Genomic DNA, 16,863 nt, shown 5'->3' with positions numbered 1-16,863 from the left:
CACCGGCTTTATTCATTCTTATCTTCTGCTTAAAATATTGTGCTCGCTGCGGAGAAACTGACTTCTTGATTTCGCCATTTTCGCAATTCTCTCTTCCGCCATACGGTCAGCAGCAAGATAGCTTGGTACATTGTCGCGTTTGGCAATCTCAAATACACGCGCAACATTATCATATACTTTTTCTACATTTTTCATCGCACGCTCACGGTTATATCCGTAAAGCTCATCGGCCACGTTGATCACGCCGCCGGCATTGATCACGTAGTCAGGCGCATAAACGATTCCACGTTCGTGAAGAATATCGCCGTGTTTTGTTTCCTTCAGCTGGTTATTTGCAGCACCAGCAATGACATCTGCCTTTAACACTTCAAGCGTCTGATCATTGATGACAGCACCAAGTGCACATGGGGCAAAAATATCACAGTCAACGCCATAAATCTCGTTCGGTTCAACCGCTGTTGCACCAAACTCATCAACTGCACGCTGCACCGCTTCTTTATTAATATCAGTCACAATCAGCTTCGCGCCTTCTTCGTGAAGGTGACGGCAAAGCGTAAACGCAACGTTACCAACACCCTGAACAGCAATCGTCTTGCCTTCAAGAGAGTCACTGCCGTATGCTTCATTTGCTGCCGCCTTAATTCCTCTGTAAACGCCATAAGCAGTTACTGGTGAAGGGTTACCTGAAGAACCGAACGCAGGTGAGATCCCCGTTACATAATCTGTTTCTTCATGAATGAGGTCCATATCCTTTACGGTTGTACCTACATCCTCTGCTGTAATATAACGGCCGGCAAGACCTTGAATGTAACGGCCGAAAGCACGGAACATTTCTTCGTTTTTGTCCTTTAGTGGATCACCGATAATAACCGTTTTTCCTCCACCAAGATTTAAGCCCGCTGCGGCATTTTTATAAGTCATCCCTTTAGCAAGACGAAGTGCATCTTCAATCGCATCTGCCTCAGAGTTATACGTCCACATTCTCGTACCGCCAAGTGCTGGTCCGAGTGTTGTATCGTGAATGGCAATAATGGCTTTTAATCCTGAGCTCTCATCCTGGCAGAAAACCAGCTGCTCGTAATCGTATTTCTCCATATAAGTAAAAATTTCCATTTTCATTTCCCCCTGATCAATTAATGTGTTGTACAAATCGCAAGTGCGAGTGAATGAAGCTTGCTGTCTGCTGTATCTGCTCTTGAAGTCAGCACAACAGGCGCTTTTGCACCGGCAATCACTGCTCCGACCTTACTCTGCCCGAAATACATCAGAGATTTATATAAAATGTTTCCGGACTCGATATTTGGAACAAGCAGAATGTCGGCTTGTCCGGCAACCGGTCCCTCAATCCCTTTATGCCCGGCAGCCTCTTTCGACACAGCATTATCTAATGCCAGCGGACCATCCACCTGACAGCCTTTGATCTGTCCGCGGCGATTCATTTGCGTCAGTGCCGCAGCATCAAGTGTCGCCTGCATAGCCGGATTCACAACCTCAACAGCTGCCAATGGCGCAACAGCCGGATTCGACAACCCGATGCCATGCGCAACCTTTACGGCGTTTTCTAAAATCTGCTTTTTCTGCTGAAGATCCGGCGCAACATTCATCGCTGCATCCGTCACGAAAATACTTCTGCCAATGGCAGGCACTTCAAATAAAGCAACATGGGACAGAACATTTCCTGTTCTTAACCCGACTTCTTTATTCAGTACCGCTTTTAATAACGAAGCGGTATCAATGTGACCCTTCATTAAAACTGACGCCTCACCGTCGCTGACAGCTTTTACAGCCGATAAAGCGGCTGATGCCTGAGAATCCGCGTTTCTGATGACAATATCAGCATGCTCCAGAAGGTGAGGGAAATGAGCGGCAATCAATTCATTGATTTTCATCTCATCACCAGTCAGGATAAATCTCCCCAGATTCATTGAAAGGGCCATATCGACCGCTTTTAAGACTTCATGGTCTTCAGCGGAAGCAACAGCCACGGTCACATCCGCAGCTGCTTCCGCTTTTGCTAAAATCTCTTTAAATGTAATCAAATCAACTGCTCCTTTCACTCTCAACCTGATATTTCTCTATCTTGTAGTAGAGATTCCGTATTGAAATATCAAGATCTTTTGCAGCGGCAGTTTTATTGCCTTTATGTTTTTTTAATGTGGAACGGATAATCTCTTTTTCAACTCGTTCAAGCTGATCTGCAAGAGATCCGCTCAGCTCTTCAGGCTCCTCGGAAGGATGAAGAGGAATCAGATGTTTTGGTTCTATCATGTCATCCTTCTGATCCATAAATATCATGGCCCGGCTCAGAACGTTTTCAAGTTCCCGTATATTCCCCGGCCAGCTGTGCTCATACAGCTGTCTGAGTGCCAGGGCTGAAATCCCTTTAACATGCCGGCCGTAAGACTGGTTCAGCTTCTGAATCAGCCTGTCTGATATAGAAGGAATATCCATCTTATGAGACCGGAGCGGTGGAAGTTGAAGGGTCAGCCTTGATAGGTGATAATACAATTCCTCCAGAAATCTCCCGTCCCCGATGGCACGTTCAAGATTGAAATTAGAAGCGGTGATGACTCTCGCCTTTAGCGCCACTTCACCGGTCGTTCCAAGACGTCTGATGGTTTTTGACTCCAGCACGGAAAGCAGCATCCTTTGCGCTTCAAGGCTCAGTTCTCCGATCTCATCCAGGAAAACCGTTCCTTCTCCAGCCTGTTCAAAAAAACCTTCTGATGTTTCCCTGCCAAACAGCGCCTCCATCAGATAAGCAGCCGGCATAGATCCGCAATTCACCCTGACAAACGACTTATACTTTCTGTCGCTTGCGTTGTGAATGGCATGGGCGAAAAGCTCCTTCCCACTGCCGGATTCCCCTCTGATTAAAACGGTCGTATTCGTTTTTGCTGCCACCTTAGCCTGTTCCGTGACCAGCATCATTTCATCGGACCGGCCGATAATATCCTCAAACGTGTATTTTGCTTCGAGTGAACGGATGATCCTTCTCGCCCGGTCAAGCTCAGAGGACAGCTCCTGAATCTCAGACATGTCATGAATAACCCCGACACTCCCTTTGAGCTGACCATTTACGATAATAGGGGCGACGTTTACCGCTACTTCTTTTTTATTCGGGCCGACAATCATCTTGACACCGCGAACCGGCCGCCTCGTCTTCAATACCTTCATGTGCATACTTTCGCCTTCAAAGATATCAGTCGTTGCAGGCTGATTAATGACTTCACTTTCAGAAAGTCCAGTGAGCCGGGTGTATGCTGGATTAATAAGCAGACCTCTTCCGTGCTCGTCCACCACCGATATCGCATCATCACTCGATTGGATGATCGCCTCAAGCATCATCTGTATTTCCTTCAGGTTCGTCATTTCCTCTGCAAGGTCCACTACTTCTGTGATATCTTTAAATACCGCAAAAGCCCCTATAATCTCCCCCTGATCATTGATCATCGGGATCCGGGTTGTGACAACCTTTGCTCCATTATCAAGGACGAGCTCCTGATGATTTTCCGTCCGGCCGGTTTCAATGATTCTTGGCAGGCCGCTTAATGGAACAACCTGGTAGATAGACTGGTGCATCGCCTTTTCCTTTTCAATCCCGACCATTTCAGATGCCCGGTCATTGAATAGAATTATCCTGTGATCCTTATCAATCCCAATCATGCCATCATGGGTTGAATTCATGACAAGTTCTCTTATGTAGGAATCATGCTCCAGATGACGGATCAGCGATTCTTTTTCAGTCAACAGTTGATAAAGGAGCGAAGCTACACTGCCCGGAATCAGAACTGTGTTTTGAGACCTTGCTTCCCGTAAATCAAGAAAAGTCTGATGATCCCCTGTTACATCTATAATAATATCTGTTTGATCTGTTAAATAATTACGCCAGTCACTTCCGGTCTGTATATCCATTGCACGTGCCAGTTCAAGCCCTGGTGCCTGGTTATTCCGGTCAACAACTGCATACACTTGAAACGCATCACTTTCTGCCATGACCTGCAGCAGGGCTTCCCCTCCCTGACCAGCTCCGACGATCAGCACTTTTTGCAATTTATTTCATCCCTTCTGTTCGATAACGCAACTTCTTGCAACCTTCTTCATTGTACATGAAAGCCTTTTCCTTGACAATCTTTTTTCTACACAGCATAGTCATAGCATAACCATGTTTTAAGGAGTAATCGTATGGCAAGAATCGCAGCATTAATTGTCCTGTTAATCCCCGGCGTTATCGCGGCTTACGGCATTAAGCTGATGCGGGATATGTTTTTTGGCATTCAGGCTTCATGGATGCCTGCCCTGTGGCTGCAGTTTGTTGCAGGTCTTATTATGTTCATCATCGGAATCGGTTTTATCGGGGGATTCCTCCTGCACCGGGATCGCAAAAACAACAAAGTGCAAAAACGATTTCAAAAAGAAAAATAAACACACATCGTAAAAGAGCCTGTCTCAGCATTTCCTGAGACAGGCTCTTTTGTTTTAATATTTTCAACATAGCTTACTGCTCGTTCGCACTTATAAAACGATGCCCTTCTAATTGTAAGAGCATTAGTGCCGGGGCATTCCGTAGACTCCCTCGGCGGTAAAGCGACAGGCGAGTCGGATGTGCGTAGCACAGCCGGCTCACCGCGCGGCCGCGGAAGCGAAGGAATGTCCCGGCACGGCTTTATGAGCAAAAGCTGCTTTAAATTGGTATAAGGCAGCCTTTTCATTTCTCTTTCTTCAACTGAAGAGCTCTGCCCGGAAAATCAGTAATCACACCCGAAAGGCCTGCATCCATCCACTTCTGAATAAGAGACACCTGATTCAACGTGTACAACCTGACAGGGAAACCGTGGCGCTGGCAATCGCGCATCAACTGCTCAGTCATCACCCGGTAATTGGCATGAATGGCATCTGCTCCGACCGTCTGCTGAAGCAACAGTGGATTGACTCCTTTTTTATTGTAAATAAAGGCGACTTCAGATGGGGAATCCAACTTTTTCAACGTTGTGACACTGTCGAGGTTGAAGGAGGAATACACAATTCTGTTATCTAATTTAAACTCTGCAACTTTTTGCAAAATTTCTTTTTCCATTCCCTCATAGCGTACTTTATCGTTTTTCAATTCAATATGGCACATAATCGCTTCATTTTGCAGCCACTGAAGCACTTCGTCAAGTAAAGGAATCTTTTCCGGTCTGAGAAAGCGGCTCTTTTTTATTTTCAACTGTCTTAATTCTTTTAAAGTCAGGTCTTTCACATATCCTGTTCCATTTGTTGTCCTGTTGACCGTTTCGTCATGAATGACCACGAGCTCTCCATCCTTTGACCGCTGAACGTCAAGTTCAATCGCATCACACCCGGCAGCTATCGCTTTTTTAAACGCCTTCATTGTATTTTCCGGGTAATGTCCGGAATCCCCGCGATGAGCAATAATCTGAGACATAAACATCCCCCTTCCGCTAATAACTGTATTCCCCGCAAATTTACAATATACGCTTCTTTACCTGCTTGCAGACATAAAAAAACAAGCCGCAGCCCATTGACTAACGACTTGTTCGTATTCAGCTTGCTTTATGCTCAAGTCTCAGCTTATCAGCCACCATCGCAATAAACTCACTATTCGTTGGCTTTGATTTCACTGCAGAAACGGTGTAGCCGAAAAGATTTGAGATCGCTTCAACATTCCCGCGGTTCCAGGCTACTTCAATGGCGTGACGGATGGCCCGTTCCACGCGGGATGATGTCGTATTGTATTTTTTCGCAATATCAGGATACAGAATTTTTGTGATGGATCCGAGTAATTCAATATCATGATACACCATTGAAATAGCTTCTCTTAAGTACATATAACCCTTAATGTGAGCCGGCACACCAATCTCATGAATCACACCTGTAATGCTTGCGTCCAGATTTGGTTTTCTTTGAGGCGATTTAACGGGCTTTGAAGAGTTTGATCGTGATAGTGGATTCTTTTTCCCCTGAACCTGTCTGATTGTCTGAACAAGATTTTCCATATCAAAAGGCTTCAGGATAAAGTAAGAGGCCCCCAGCTCAACCGCTTTCGTTGTGACATCTTCCTGACCAAAAGCAGTCAGCATGATCACATTGGGCTGTTTATCCAGGTCCATTTCCTTCAGTCTCTGCAGAGCATTTAGTCCGTCAATGTGCGGCATGATAATATCCAACAGACATACATCAGCATCCGTTGTTTCGATCAGATCAAGAAACTCCTGACCGTTATAGGCAGTTGCTGCAACCTCCATATCCGGCTGCTCCGAAATAAACTGTTCAAGCGTTGATACAAGTTCCCGATTGTCATCAATAATGCAAACCTTGATTTTCTCCACCCAAAATTCCTCCTCAAATTAAATTGCCTTTGAATAAGGGTTCGACACTAATTGTTAATCCCCTTTTTTATCTTATAATATTTTTCATAAAAATAGGGGTTTTCTCCAAAATCCTTTAAGAAACTTTATTTTTCGATATATTTCAACATAATTAAACATATTGTCGAATTGCTTTTATGTAGTGTAACATCCTTTTGAAAAAAATACCACCCCTCCTCCTGTTTTATTAAAAATCAGCCCTGTCTGACTGTTTGGACAGGGCTTAATATTATGATCAGGAAACTTTTTCTTCACTCTTCAGCATGTCATCTATAAAAAGCGCATAACCGGAATGAGGATCATGGATGAGCACATGTGAGACTGCACCAGCGAGTTTATTGTTCTGAATGACCGGACTTCCACTCATCCCCTGTATAATGCCACCCGTTTCATCAAGCAGTCTTTGATCCGTCACCTTAATCATCATCCCCCTGCCGCCACCGGGGATTTCTGCATCAAGATGAACGATTTCGATCTCAAAAGCTTCAATCTGATGATTTTTAATGACTGTCAGAATCTCTGCCTTCCCAGGCTGTATCTCATTTTTGGACGCGGTATCCAATGGTTTATCAAACAGTGGATTACGAATCGCTTCATAAACATTTCCGTAAATGCCGGTGTTGATATTCTCCCTGATCTCCCCGATTGCTTTTTCTTCTGAAGAAAACAAGGCGATCTTTCCACCTGGTTTACCCGCACTGCTTTTTTGAACGGATTCGATCTTCGCGTTTAAAATGTTTCCGTCAGCCATCTCAACCGGTTTTCTTGTATGCATATCTGTCACAATATGCCCAAGCGCACCAAAACCGAGTGTCGAAGGATTAATATAGGTGATTGTGCCAACTCCCTGCGTTTCATTTCTGATATAGAGGCCAAGCTGCGCTTTATTGTTTTTACCCAGCACGACCGGCACGGTTTTTACAACCGGTTCCTTTGCCCTGATAATCTCAACCTGAAGATTCTGTTGATCATGCTTCACTCCGGCAAGAACACGATTGATATCCCCAGCATTTTTTACCTTCTGCTTTTCAATTTTGCTGATTCTGTCCCCAACCTGAATTCCCGCTTTCTCAGCAGGCGACTCGCTACTTTCTCCAGCTGTTACCGGATGGAACCCGGCAACAATTACACCATCTGCGTGCATCGTAATACCGATTGAATGGCCTCCGGGAATTAATTCGACTGCATAAGCAAGACTGGAAAACGGAATAATAAACAACATACAACAGACAAGAACCAGCTTTTTCATCCTCTTCCCTCCCTTCATCGTTCTATCTTAATGTGAGCGAAACGAGACCGGATTATAACGTCATCAACATAAAAAAGCCACCCGTAATTGGATGGCTTTAACTATACGTCTATACAGTCGATTTTTTGATTGAATGAGCAAGATCGAGCAGCTCTTCTGCGTGACTGATCGTTAAATCAGTGATTTCAACACCTGAAATCATTCTGCTGATTTCTCTCACTCTTTCCTGCTTTTCAAGCGGTAGAACGTGTGTAGTCGTTCGGTCGTTTTTGATTTCCTTTGATATGAAGAGGTGACGGTCACTGATGGCGGCAACCTGAGGCAGATGCGAAATACACAGCACCTGTGAATGGGTGGAGATTGAGTAAATTTTTTCTGCAATCGCCTGTGCCACCCGGCCGCTCACGCCGGTGTCGACCTCATCAAATATGATGGATGTGATCCCCTGATGCTGTGAGAAGATTGTTTTTAAAGCAAGCATCATCCGTGAAATTTCTCCGCCTGAAGCAACTTTGATTAACGGTTTCAGCGGCTCACCAGGATTGGTTGAGATGTAAAATTCAATCTGGTCCATCCCATCCTGCCGAAAATTCTTCGTCTCGGAAAACCGGACTTCAAATACAGCTTTATCCATATAAAGGGCTTTTAATTCAGAATGAATTTCCTTTGTCAGCTGTTCTGACCATTTTTTGCGAAGGCTCGTCAGGTTCTCCCCTTCAAGCTGAAGATCTTTTTCTGCTGAATGCAACTTTTTCTGCAGCTCCTCTAATGAAGAGTCGCGGTTCACGATCGATTCAATTTCCTCTTCAATAGCAGAATAATACTCCATGATTTCTTCAATAGATGACCCATATTTCCTTTTCAGCTGATTAATTTCGTTCAGTCGCTCTTCTATAATCTGAAGCCGTTCCGGATCATATTCCAGGTTATCAAGCTGTTGGCGGATCGTCCTCGCTGCATCTTCAAGCATATAAAACTGACTGCTGACCGCTTCACTTACTTCTTGAATGTCCTGATCAATATCACCGGCCTGCTCAAGATTAGACATCGCGAGCCCTACCCAGTCAAGTCCCTTCTGTTCTCCCTGCAGCGCATTATAAGCCGTTTGCAGAGAATCAAAAAGCCTTTCGAAATTGGATAGCTTTGTTTTTTCTTCAAGCAGTTCTTCGTCTTCATTTAGAGTCAGGTCCGCTTTTTCAATTTCCTGATATTGAAACTGGATCAAATCCAAACGGTGCGCCATCTGCTGATCATTTTCAGAAAGTGATCGAATCTGTTTTCTTAAATCATCGTATAGCCCGAATACTTCACTGTAATTTGAACGCGCAGCTGAAATTTCACCGCCGCCAAACTGGTCAAGTAAATGAATATGTAATTGTTCGTCCATCAGCTCCTGACTCTCGTGCTGGCCGTGAATATCAATTAAAGCAGAGCCAACCTCCCTCAGGATGGCAATCGTGACAAGCTTCCCGTTAATTCTGCATGCACTTTTACCGCTGACAGATATGTCTCTTTTTAATAAGATCATTTCATCTTCAATTTCAATGCCGAATTGCTCACATCTTTCATATACAGGATGTGCAGGTGGCACGGTAAATACCCCTTCAATCTCAGCTTTTTTTTCGCCATGGCGGACAAACTCAGCCGATCCCCTGCCTCCTGCAAGCAGCTGGATGGCGTCAATTATAATCGATTTACCCGCTCCGGTTTCACCTGTTAAGACTGTCAGCCCTTCTTCAAAAGAAAGTGACAGTTCTTCAATAATCGCAAAATTTCGTATCGATAAGTCCTGAAGCATTCCAAATCACCTCTGTTTTAGAGCATATCAAGAAAACGCTGGGAAATCACTTTTGATTCTTCTTCAGTGCGACAGATAATCAGGCACGTATCATCGCCACAAATCGTTCCTAAAATTTCTTCCCAGTCAAGATTGTCGATTAACGCACCAATAGCATTCGCGTTACCTGGCAATGTTTTCATCACTAACAGGTGACCAGCTCCATCGATTCTTACAAACGCATCTGTCAGCGTTCGTTTCAGTTTCTGAAGAGGATTAAAGCGCTGGTCTGCTGGCAGACTGTATTTGTAACGGCCGTCCATCATCGGTACTTTTACAAGGTGCAGTTCCTTAATGTCGCGTGAGATGGTTGCCTGTGTGACTGGAAATCCGGCATTTTTGAGCTCATCTACAAGCTCATCCTGTGTTTCGATGTCGTTGTTGACGATGATTTCTCTGATTTTGATGTGGCGCTGTCCTTTGTTGATCATGTTGTTCACTCCGTCTGTATGAATATTTATACTTAATTATACACTTATAGTATCGTATTCGTATGGATTTGTACATAAATGGGCTGGGGGAATTGTGGAAGATTTGAATGGATTATGTAGTATTTTAGGGGAATGTTGATGTAAAACCGGTCTGAACTCACCCTTCGCTTTCCGCGGCCGCGCGGTGAGCCAGCTAATGCTCCGCATTACGCTGTCTCACCTGTCGCTTCTCTGCCGCAGGAGTCTACGGGTGAGTCCAGACCTTTAGGGAGTTTTACTGGCCCTTTTATAATGGCTTAAATGGGGGCAGTGACTTTTTGATAAAAAGAAAACAGCTGGGGTGTCAGCTGTTTTCTTTTTTGGCTTTTTTGAAGTTTGTGTGTGCTTCTTCGACGATTGCATCGGCCTGGACGGATTCGTTCATTTGGCCGGGCTGGCTTTCTGATGTTTTGAGGTGGAGCAGGAATTCGATGTTTCCGTCTCCGCCGGTGATCGGTGAATAGGATCCATTCACAACATCAAATCCTTCAGCAAGTGCAAACCGGATCATGTTGTGCAGCACTTCTCTATGAATGGATGCCTCTCTTACAATACCTTTTTTACCTACTTGATCGCGTCCCGCTTCGAATTGCGGTTTTACGAGTGCGATGACGTCGCTGCCTGGTTTGAGCAGTGTTCTGAGCACGGGAAGGATGATTTTCAGGGAGATAAAGGATACATCAATGGATGAGAAATCCGGAATCCCTCTTTTAAGATCTTCAGGTGTCAGATAGCGGAAGTTGGTTCTTTCCATGACTTCCACTCTGTCGTCCTGCCTCAGTTTCCAAGCCAGCTGGTTGTAGCCTACATCAACGGCATAAGACATGGCAGCTCCTTTTTGAAGCGCGCAGTCTGTAAATCCGCCGGTTGATGATCCGACATCAATCATGGTTTTACCTTCGATTTCTATATCAAATGCCTGTAATGCTTTTTCTAGCTTTAATCCTCCACGGCTTACATACGGCATTACTTTTCCTTTAACGGATAATACCGTATCCTCAGGGATTTTTTCTCCCGGTTTATCAAGCCGTTCTTCATTTGCATAGACAAGGCCGGCCATAATGGCTCTTTTCGCTTTTTCCCGCGTTTCAGCCAGTCCCTGTTCTACAAGGAGGATATCAATACGCTGTTTTTTAACCTTCATTCACTTACGCCCTTTTTTCTTTAGCCGGAACCATGGACTGAATCAGTTCAACCGCACGGCTCTCCGTTAAATTAATTTCTTCAAGCAGTTTTCCAACGCTGCCATGCTCAATAAACTGATCTGGAATGCCCATACGTTCAATCGTAGCATGGCCGAACCCTGCATCGTGTGCAAACTCTAATACCGCACTTCCAAAACCACCCTGCAGCACTGCTTCTTCGATTGTCAGCAGTGGCATATTCAGCTTCAAAAGGTCCATCATCATCGCTTCATCAAGCGGTTTAATAAACCGTGCGTTGACAACTTTAACTGAAAGTCCTGACTTCGCAAGCTTATCAGCTGCATTTAAAGCCATCGGAATTGTCGTTCCAAATGTCAGAATCGCTGCATCCGAGCCTTCTCTCAGCACTTCCCATGAACCGATCGGCAAAGCGGAAAGTTCTTCATCCATTTCAACACCTGATCCGTTCCCTCTTGGATAACGCATCGCAATCGGGCCATCGTCATAGGTTAATGCCGTGTGGACCATATGCTGTCCTTCATTTTCATCCTTTGGCATCATGACAACCATATTAGGCAGGCTGCGCAGGAAGGCAATATCAAATACACCCTGATGCGTTTCGCCGTCAGCCCCTACAAGGCCGGCACGGTCAATACCGATGAAGACGTTCAGGTTCTGTCTGCAAATGTCATGAACGACCTGATCGTAAGCTCTTTGCAGGAAGGTTGAATAAATCGCCAGAAACGGCTTCATTTTTTGGGTCGCGAGTCCCGCTGCGAGTGTTGTCGCATGCTGCTCTGCAATCCCTACGTCAAACATACGATCCGGAAACTCACTCGCAAATCCTTCCAGCTTTGATCCAACAGGCATTGCTGGAGTAATGGCGACAATTCTTTCATCTGTACGTGCAGATTTTCTTACCGTTTCACTTACGAGCGCGCTCCACGCCGGTCCCTTTACCGCTGATTTAATCAAGTCACCAGTGTCGATTTTGTAAGGGCCGGTACCATGCCATGTACCAACTTTGTCATTTTCAGCAGGGTGAAAACCTTTTCCTTTTTTTGTAATAACATGAAGCAGCACAGGACCTTTCGTTTTCTTGGCAAATCGGATGTTTTCATCAAGTTCGTCAAAATTATGGCCATCTACCGGTCCAAGGTAAGTGAATCCAAGCTCTTCAAAAAACATGCCTGATACGAGCAGATATTTTAAGCTGTCTTTAACCCGCTCAGCCGTTGTGGCAAGCTTTCCGCCAACAGCCGGAATTTTTTTCAGGATATATTCAAGATCATCTTTTGCTTTATTATATTTCCCTGCCGTTCTCATTCTCCCGAGTACGCTATGAAGAGCTCCGACATTCGGTGCGATTGACATTTCATTGTCATTGAGCACGACAATCATATCTTTCTTTTCATGCCCAATATGATTTAACGCCTCAAGTGCCATACCACCGGTTAGCGCTCCGTCTCCGATAATAGGAACAACGTAGTTAGAGTCCCCTTTAATATCACGTGCAATCGCCATACCCATCGCAGCAGATAATGATGTTGAACTGTGGCCTGTTTCCCAGACGTCATGCTCACTTTCATTCATCTTCGGGAATCCGCAAAGTCCTTTAAACTGACGAAGCGTATCAAACTTATCTCCACGTCCGGTCAGTATTTTGTGGACATAAGACTGGTGCCCGACATCCCATAAAAACTTATCCTTCGGGCTGTCGAAATGCTTGTGTAAAGCAAGTGTCAATTCGACCACACCAAGATTCGGACCGATATGTCCTCCCGTAGCGGAGAGGTTTTCAATCAAAAAATCCCGAATATCCTGGCTTAACTCAACCATCTCTTCTTTAGACAGATTTTTTAAAAACGCCGGATCCTTAATTTTTGTTACGTCCATATGGATCACTCTCTTTCCTGAAAGGGTCCCGTTATCCATCGCCTTTTTCTTTTTACTTTTCCGGCATCAGATAACAGGTTCATGTCACTAAATTATTTTTTTCGTTTTCTTTGTATTTCAATTATAACAATGTCCGGATTTTACTCAACAAATAGTCGGGTTTGTTGGGTTGGAAAATGTTTTATGGTGTCAGAATCAATTAAATATCACTTTGAGCCCCTGACATTTCCAACATGATGATACCGTGTCATCCACGTAATCTCTTTTTATGTAAAATACCCGTGTAAAGAAAAAATAGCCGCCAGCACACGTGTGATAACGGCTATAGAGATTCTATTTAAGGTTACTTATGATGATCAGTCTGATGATGTCATGTCTATGTTAAGCGTCCAAAACATATAAGTTTTGATCCTTATTGCCGGTATGTCACTGTAGCTAAGTATATCATATCCTGTTTCAGATTGTCTCACTCCACTATCAGCTCGTACGGGAAGCGATCAGGTCTGCTATATCTGCAAGTAAGTCTGGTTCTGGATGGATCTTCTGCAGGGATTCATGAGCTTTTTCAATATGGTATTGCAGCTTTCGTTTTGCTTCCTCCATACCGAGCAGAGCCGGGTACGTGCTTTTTTTGTTCGCCTCATCGCTGCCGACAGGTTTGCCAATCTCATTTTGATCGCCTTCCACATCCAGAATATCATCCCGTATCTGGAAAGCGAGTCCGATATGTTTCGCGTAATCACCAAGAAGATTCAGTTCTCTGTCATCCAGACCACTGATGATGCCTCCTGCTTTTACCGCGTATTCCAATAGCCTGCCAGTTTTGCGGACATGAATGGACTCAAGCTCTTTAATGGTCAGATCAGCTTCCTCACCTTCGATATCAGCAGCCTGTCCACCAACCATTCCCTCTGCTCCTGAAGCTTTCGCAAGTAATCCGATCAGCTTCACCTTTTCTTCAGGCGTAAAGTTTACGGAATCGGCAATGATACCAAAGCTTAGTGTAAGCAGTGCATCTCCGGCTAAAATCGCAAACGCTTCACCAAATACTTTATGATTGGTCGGCTGGCCGCGCCTCAGATCATCATCATCCATACTCGGCAGGTCGTCATGAATTAATGAATACGTATGTATCATTTCAAGGGCTGCGCCTGCTTCGAGCGCACGTTCCGGATTACGGTCAAATGACTGTGCTGTTGCCATCACGAGCAGCGGGCGAATTCTTTTACCCCCTGCTTTTACTGAGTAAATCATGGCTTCTTGAAGTTTTTCAGGACAATCCAATGATGTAATTGCATTTAATAGGACCTGCTCAACTTTTAATTTATTTTTAGTCATGAATTCTGACAATCGGTTCATTTTTATTCCACATCCTCCGGGTCAAGTGGTTTTTCACCTTCATCTGTCATGATCGTCGCCAGCTGTTTTTCCGCATGCTGAAGTTTTTCGTGACAGATTTTCGATAGTTCTACACCTTTCTGGTAATAGGAAATGGCTTCTTCAAGTGGCACATCTCCCTCTTCAAGACGTGAGACAATTTTCTCAAGCTCCTGCATTGCCTCTTCAAATGATTGTTTTTGCTCTGCCATTTTATTCACGCTCCTTGATTTCATCGATTGTACAAAGGAGATCTGATGACTGCAGTGACACTTTGACTGCATCTCCTTCTTTGAGCTGTTGACTGTTTTTAATCAGGTTCCCCTGTTCATCATATACCAGACTGTATCCTCTGTTCATTATTTTTAATGGGCTTAATGCTTCTAACGTGGATACTGACTGCTGAAATTGGTGCGCTTTTACTGTCACGAGTTTCTGTGTGCGGTTTTCAAGCCGGGTATGAAGGGCTGATACGAGTGACCTTTTGTGCTCTATTTGCCTGTCAGGACTGAGCCTGATCAGCCTTTCATGAAGTCTGTCACGGCGGATGCCGGCTTTTTCTTTAATTAAATGAGATTCTCTTGAGAGATTTTCACGCAGCCTGTCTAACTGCTGAACCTGCTGCTCAATTAATTTCTGAGGTTTCTTAAATACAACAGAACCTGTCTGCTTAAACAGTCGTTGTTTATCAAATTGAATTTTTTGATTGACTGCACGGTGAGCCCGGATGGAGGCAGCCATGATTTTCTCACGCACCTCTTCAATATGAGGCACTGCAAGTTCTGCAGCTGCAGTTGGTGTCGGGGCGCGCATGTCAGCAACAAAATCCGCGATTGTTACATCCGTTTCATGCCCGACAGCCGAAATGACCGGGACAGGAAATGCGGCAATGGCTCTGGCAATCTGCTCATCATTAAACGCCCAAAGCTCTTCTATTGACCCGCCACCACGGCCAATAATGACAACATCAAGTTCTTCATCATGCTTTGCTTTTTCTAATGCCTCAAGAATCGAAGGTACGGCTTTTTCGCCCTGGACTGAGCAGGGATAGAGCCTGACGGATACAACTGGATATCGTCTTTTTATCGTGGTCAGAATATCTCTGATCACCGCTCCGGTCGGAGACGTAATGACACCTACTTTAACAGGATAAAGCGGGAGTCCGCGTTTTCTTTCAGCATGGAATAACCCTTCCTCTGACAGCTTTTCCTTTAGCTGTTCATAGGCAAGATACAGGGCGCCGATGCCATCAGGCTCCATTTTTTTCACATAGAGCTGATATTGCCCGCTTGATTCAAATACAGAAACATCCGCCTGAATCAGTACCTCCATCCCGTTTTCAGCCTGGAATTTCAATGAGGAAGCAGCAGAGGAAAACATCACGGCGGCAATTCTTGATTTTCCATCTTTTAATGTGAAATACAAATGTCCGCTCGAATGTTTCTTGAAATTTGACAATTCCCCTTTAATATAAACGTTAGACAGGTGAGGGTCAGCATCAAATTTTCTTTTTATGTATTTTGTTAATGCACTGACAGTCAGGTACCTCGGAGTAGACATACGGTTTCTCCTTTCGGACATGATAAAATATGATTCCGGTATTCAATAAAAAAGCGGCCCCCTTTATATGGGCAATGCCCGGGAGCCACTCTTGATCTTTTATTTCATGCGGGCGCGTTCTGCTGACTCTGTTGTGTTCGCGAGTAACATTGTAATCGTCATGGGTCCGACACCGCCGGGAACAGGTGTGATCGCAGACGCTTTGTCCTTGCAGCCTTCAAAATCAACATCACCACAAAGCTTTCCGGCATCATCTCTGTTCATGCCGACATCAATCACGATCGCTCCGTCTTTTATATGGTCAGCCGTGATCAGATGGCGAATACCTACTGCAGCAATCACAATGTCAGCCTGCTTCGTATGATAGGCCAGATTTTCCGTGCGTGAGTGGCAGATTGTAACCGTCGCATGTTTATTTAATAGCAGCTGTCCCATCGGTTTGCCGACAATGTTACTCCGACCCACGATGACAGCATGCTTTCCGGCAATGTTTATACCTTTATGTTCAAGCATTTTGATTATACCGTACGGAGTGCAGGGGTAAAATGCTTCTCCTCCGGTTTGCATACGGCCAATATTGACCGGGTGAAAACCATCTACATCTTTTTCCGGTTTAATCGCTTCAATAACTGCGGCTTCGCTGATTTGATCAGGTAAAGGAAGCTGTACGAGAATACCGTGAATCCGGTCATTTTCATTAAGGGCGTTCACAACCTCGAGCAATGCGGCTTCTGTCGTCTCTTCAGGAAGTTCGATCAGCTCAGAGTAAATCCCGAGCTCAGTGCACGCCTTTTGTTTCATTGATACGTACGTTTTCGACGCCTGATTATGTCCAACGAGTACAACTGCCAGACCCGGTGGCTGACCGCTCTCCCTTAACTTTTCAATACGGCTTTTTAATTCTTCTCTTATATCCAGTCCGATTTTTCTGCCATCGATTATTTCAGCTGTCATTCTG

General features: G+C 44.7%; 15 protein-coding genes. 1 reads left to right on the top strand and 14 read right to left on the bottom strand.

Annotated features, from left to right (window positions below; genetic code table 11):
* Positions 1-18: 18 nt before the first annotated feature.
* The 3 genes from bcd to H7968_RS05315 are packed head-to-tail and all read right to left on the bottom strand — an operon-like array spanning position 19 to position 4,053.
* Positions 19-1,113 carry a Glu/Leu/Phe/Val family dehydrogenase gene (gene bcd, locus H7968_RS05325; protein ID WP_227395197.1) on the bottom strand — a complete coding sequence of 365 codons (1,095 nt, stop codon included), beginning with the start codon at positions 1,111-1,113 and terminating at the stop codon, positions 19-21.
* A 20-nt stretch (positions 1,114-1,133) separates the two neighbouring features.
* Positions 1,134-2,036, bottom strand: a complete 903-nt coding sequence (gene yqiS / locus H7968_RS05320; RefSeq protein ID WP_227395877.1) for a phosphate butyryltransferase — start codon at positions 2,034-2,036, stop codon at positions 1,134-1,136.
* 4 nt (positions 2,037-2,040) lie between these two features.
* On the bottom strand, positions 2,041-4,053 hold the full coding sequence (locus H7968_RS05315) for a sigma 54-interacting transcriptional regulator (RefSeq protein ID WP_227395196.1): 2,013 nt from the start codon (positions 4,051-4,053) through the stop codon (positions 2,041-2,043).
* 132 nt (positions 4,054-4,185) lie between these two features.
* On the opposite strand from H7968_RS05315, the gene H7968_RS05310 reads away from it, so the two are divergent.
* A complete protein-coding gene (locus H7968_RS05310; RefSeq protein ID WP_227395195.1) occupies positions 4,186-4,425 on the top strand; it encodes a DUF2627 domain-containing protein in 240 nt (79 codons plus the stop codon).
* A 283-nt stretch (positions 4,426-4,708) separates the two neighbouring features.
* Here H7968_RS05310 and H7968_RS05305 read toward each other — a convergent pair whose 3' ends face one another.
* The 11 genes from H7968_RS05305 to folD all read right to left on the bottom strand — a co-directional run bounded on the left by H7968_RS05305 (position 4,709) and on the right by folD (position 16,859).
* The gene (locus H7968_RS05305; RefSeq protein ID WP_227395194.1) at positions 4,709-5,428 is read right to left on the bottom strand and encodes a glycerophosphodiester phosphodiesterase; all 720 of its coding nucleotides are present in this window, start codon (positions 5,426-5,428) and stop codon (positions 4,709-4,711) included.
* Between the two features lie 118 nt (positions 5,429-5,546).
* The gene (gene spo0A / locus H7968_RS05300; protein WP_134376573.1) at positions 5,547-6,332 is read right to left on the bottom strand and encodes a sporulation transcription factor Spo0A; all 786 of its coding nucleotides are present in this window, start codon (positions 6,330-6,332) and stop codon (positions 5,547-5,549) included.
* Between the two features lie 274 nt (positions 6,333-6,606).
* A complete protein-coding gene (gene spoIVB / locus H7968_RS05295; protein WP_227395193.1) occupies positions 6,607-7,620 on the bottom strand; it encodes a SpoIVB peptidase in 1,014 nt (337 codons plus the stop codon).
* Between the two features lie 109 nt (positions 7,621-7,729).
* The gene (gene recN, locus H7968_RS05290; protein ID WP_227395192.1) at positions 7,730-9,418 is read right to left on the bottom strand and encodes a DNA repair protein RecN; all 1,689 of its coding nucleotides are present in this window, start codon (positions 9,416-9,418) and stop codon (positions 7,730-7,732) included.
* Between the two features lie 17 nt (positions 9,419-9,435).
* Complete coding sequence (gene ahrC / locus H7968_RS05285; RefSeq protein ID WP_227395876.1) at positions 9,436-9,885, bottom strand: transcriptional regulator AhrC/ArgR; 450 nt, start codon at positions 9,883-9,885, stop codon at positions 9,436-9,438.
* Positions 9,886-10,231: 346 nt separating this feature from the next.
* Positions 10,232-11,071 (bottom strand): TlyA family RNA methyltransferase, encoded by an 840-nt coding sequence (locus tag H7968_RS05280; protein WP_227395191.1) that lies wholly within the window; start codon positions 11,069-11,071, stop codon positions 10,232-10,234.
* 4 nt (positions 11,072-11,075) lie between these two features.
* Positions 11,076-12,968, bottom strand: a complete 1,893-nt coding sequence (dxs, locus tag H7968_RS05275) for a 1-deoxy-D-xylulose-5-phosphate synthase (protein WP_227395190.1) — start codon at positions 12,966-12,968, stop codon at positions 11,076-11,078.
* A gap of 477 nt (positions 12,969-13,445) precedes the next feature.
* A complete protein-coding gene (locus H7968_RS05270) occupies positions 13,446-14,327 on the bottom strand; it encodes a polyprenyl synthetase family protein (protein WP_227395189.1) in 882 nt (293 codons plus the stop codon).
* A gap of 2 nt (positions 14,328-14,329) precedes the next feature.
* Positions 14,330-14,557, bottom strand: coding sequence for an exodeoxyribonuclease VII small subunit (locus H7968_RS05265; protein ID WP_134376578.1), 228 nt, complete (start codon positions 14,555-14,557; stop codon positions 14,330-14,332).
* A 1-nt stretch (position 14,558) separates the two neighbouring features.
* Positions 14,559-15,905 carry an exodeoxyribonuclease VII large subunit gene (gene xseA / locus H7968_RS05260; RefSeq protein ID WP_227395188.1) on the bottom strand — a complete coding sequence of 449 codons (1,347 nt, stop codon included), beginning with the start codon at positions 15,903-15,905 and terminating at the stop codon, positions 14,559-14,561.
* 99 nt (positions 15,906-16,004) lie between these two features.
* Positions 16,005-16,859, bottom strand: coding sequence for a bifunctional methylenetetrahydrofolate dehydrogenase/methenyltetrahydrofolate cyclohydrolase FolD (gene folD / locus H7968_RS05255; protein ID WP_227395187.1), 855 nt, complete (start codon positions 16,857-16,859; stop codon positions 16,005-16,007).
* Between the last annotated feature and the right edge of the window lie 4 nt (positions 16,860-16,863).

Source organism: Jeotgalibacillus aurantiacus, assembly GCF_020595125.1.
GTDB classification, from domain to species: Bacteria; Bacillota; Bacilli; order Bacillales; family Jeotgalibacillaceae; genus Jeotgalibacillus; species Jeotgalibacillus aurantiacus.
This window is presented reverse-complemented; position numbering and strand designations above follow the sequence as displayed.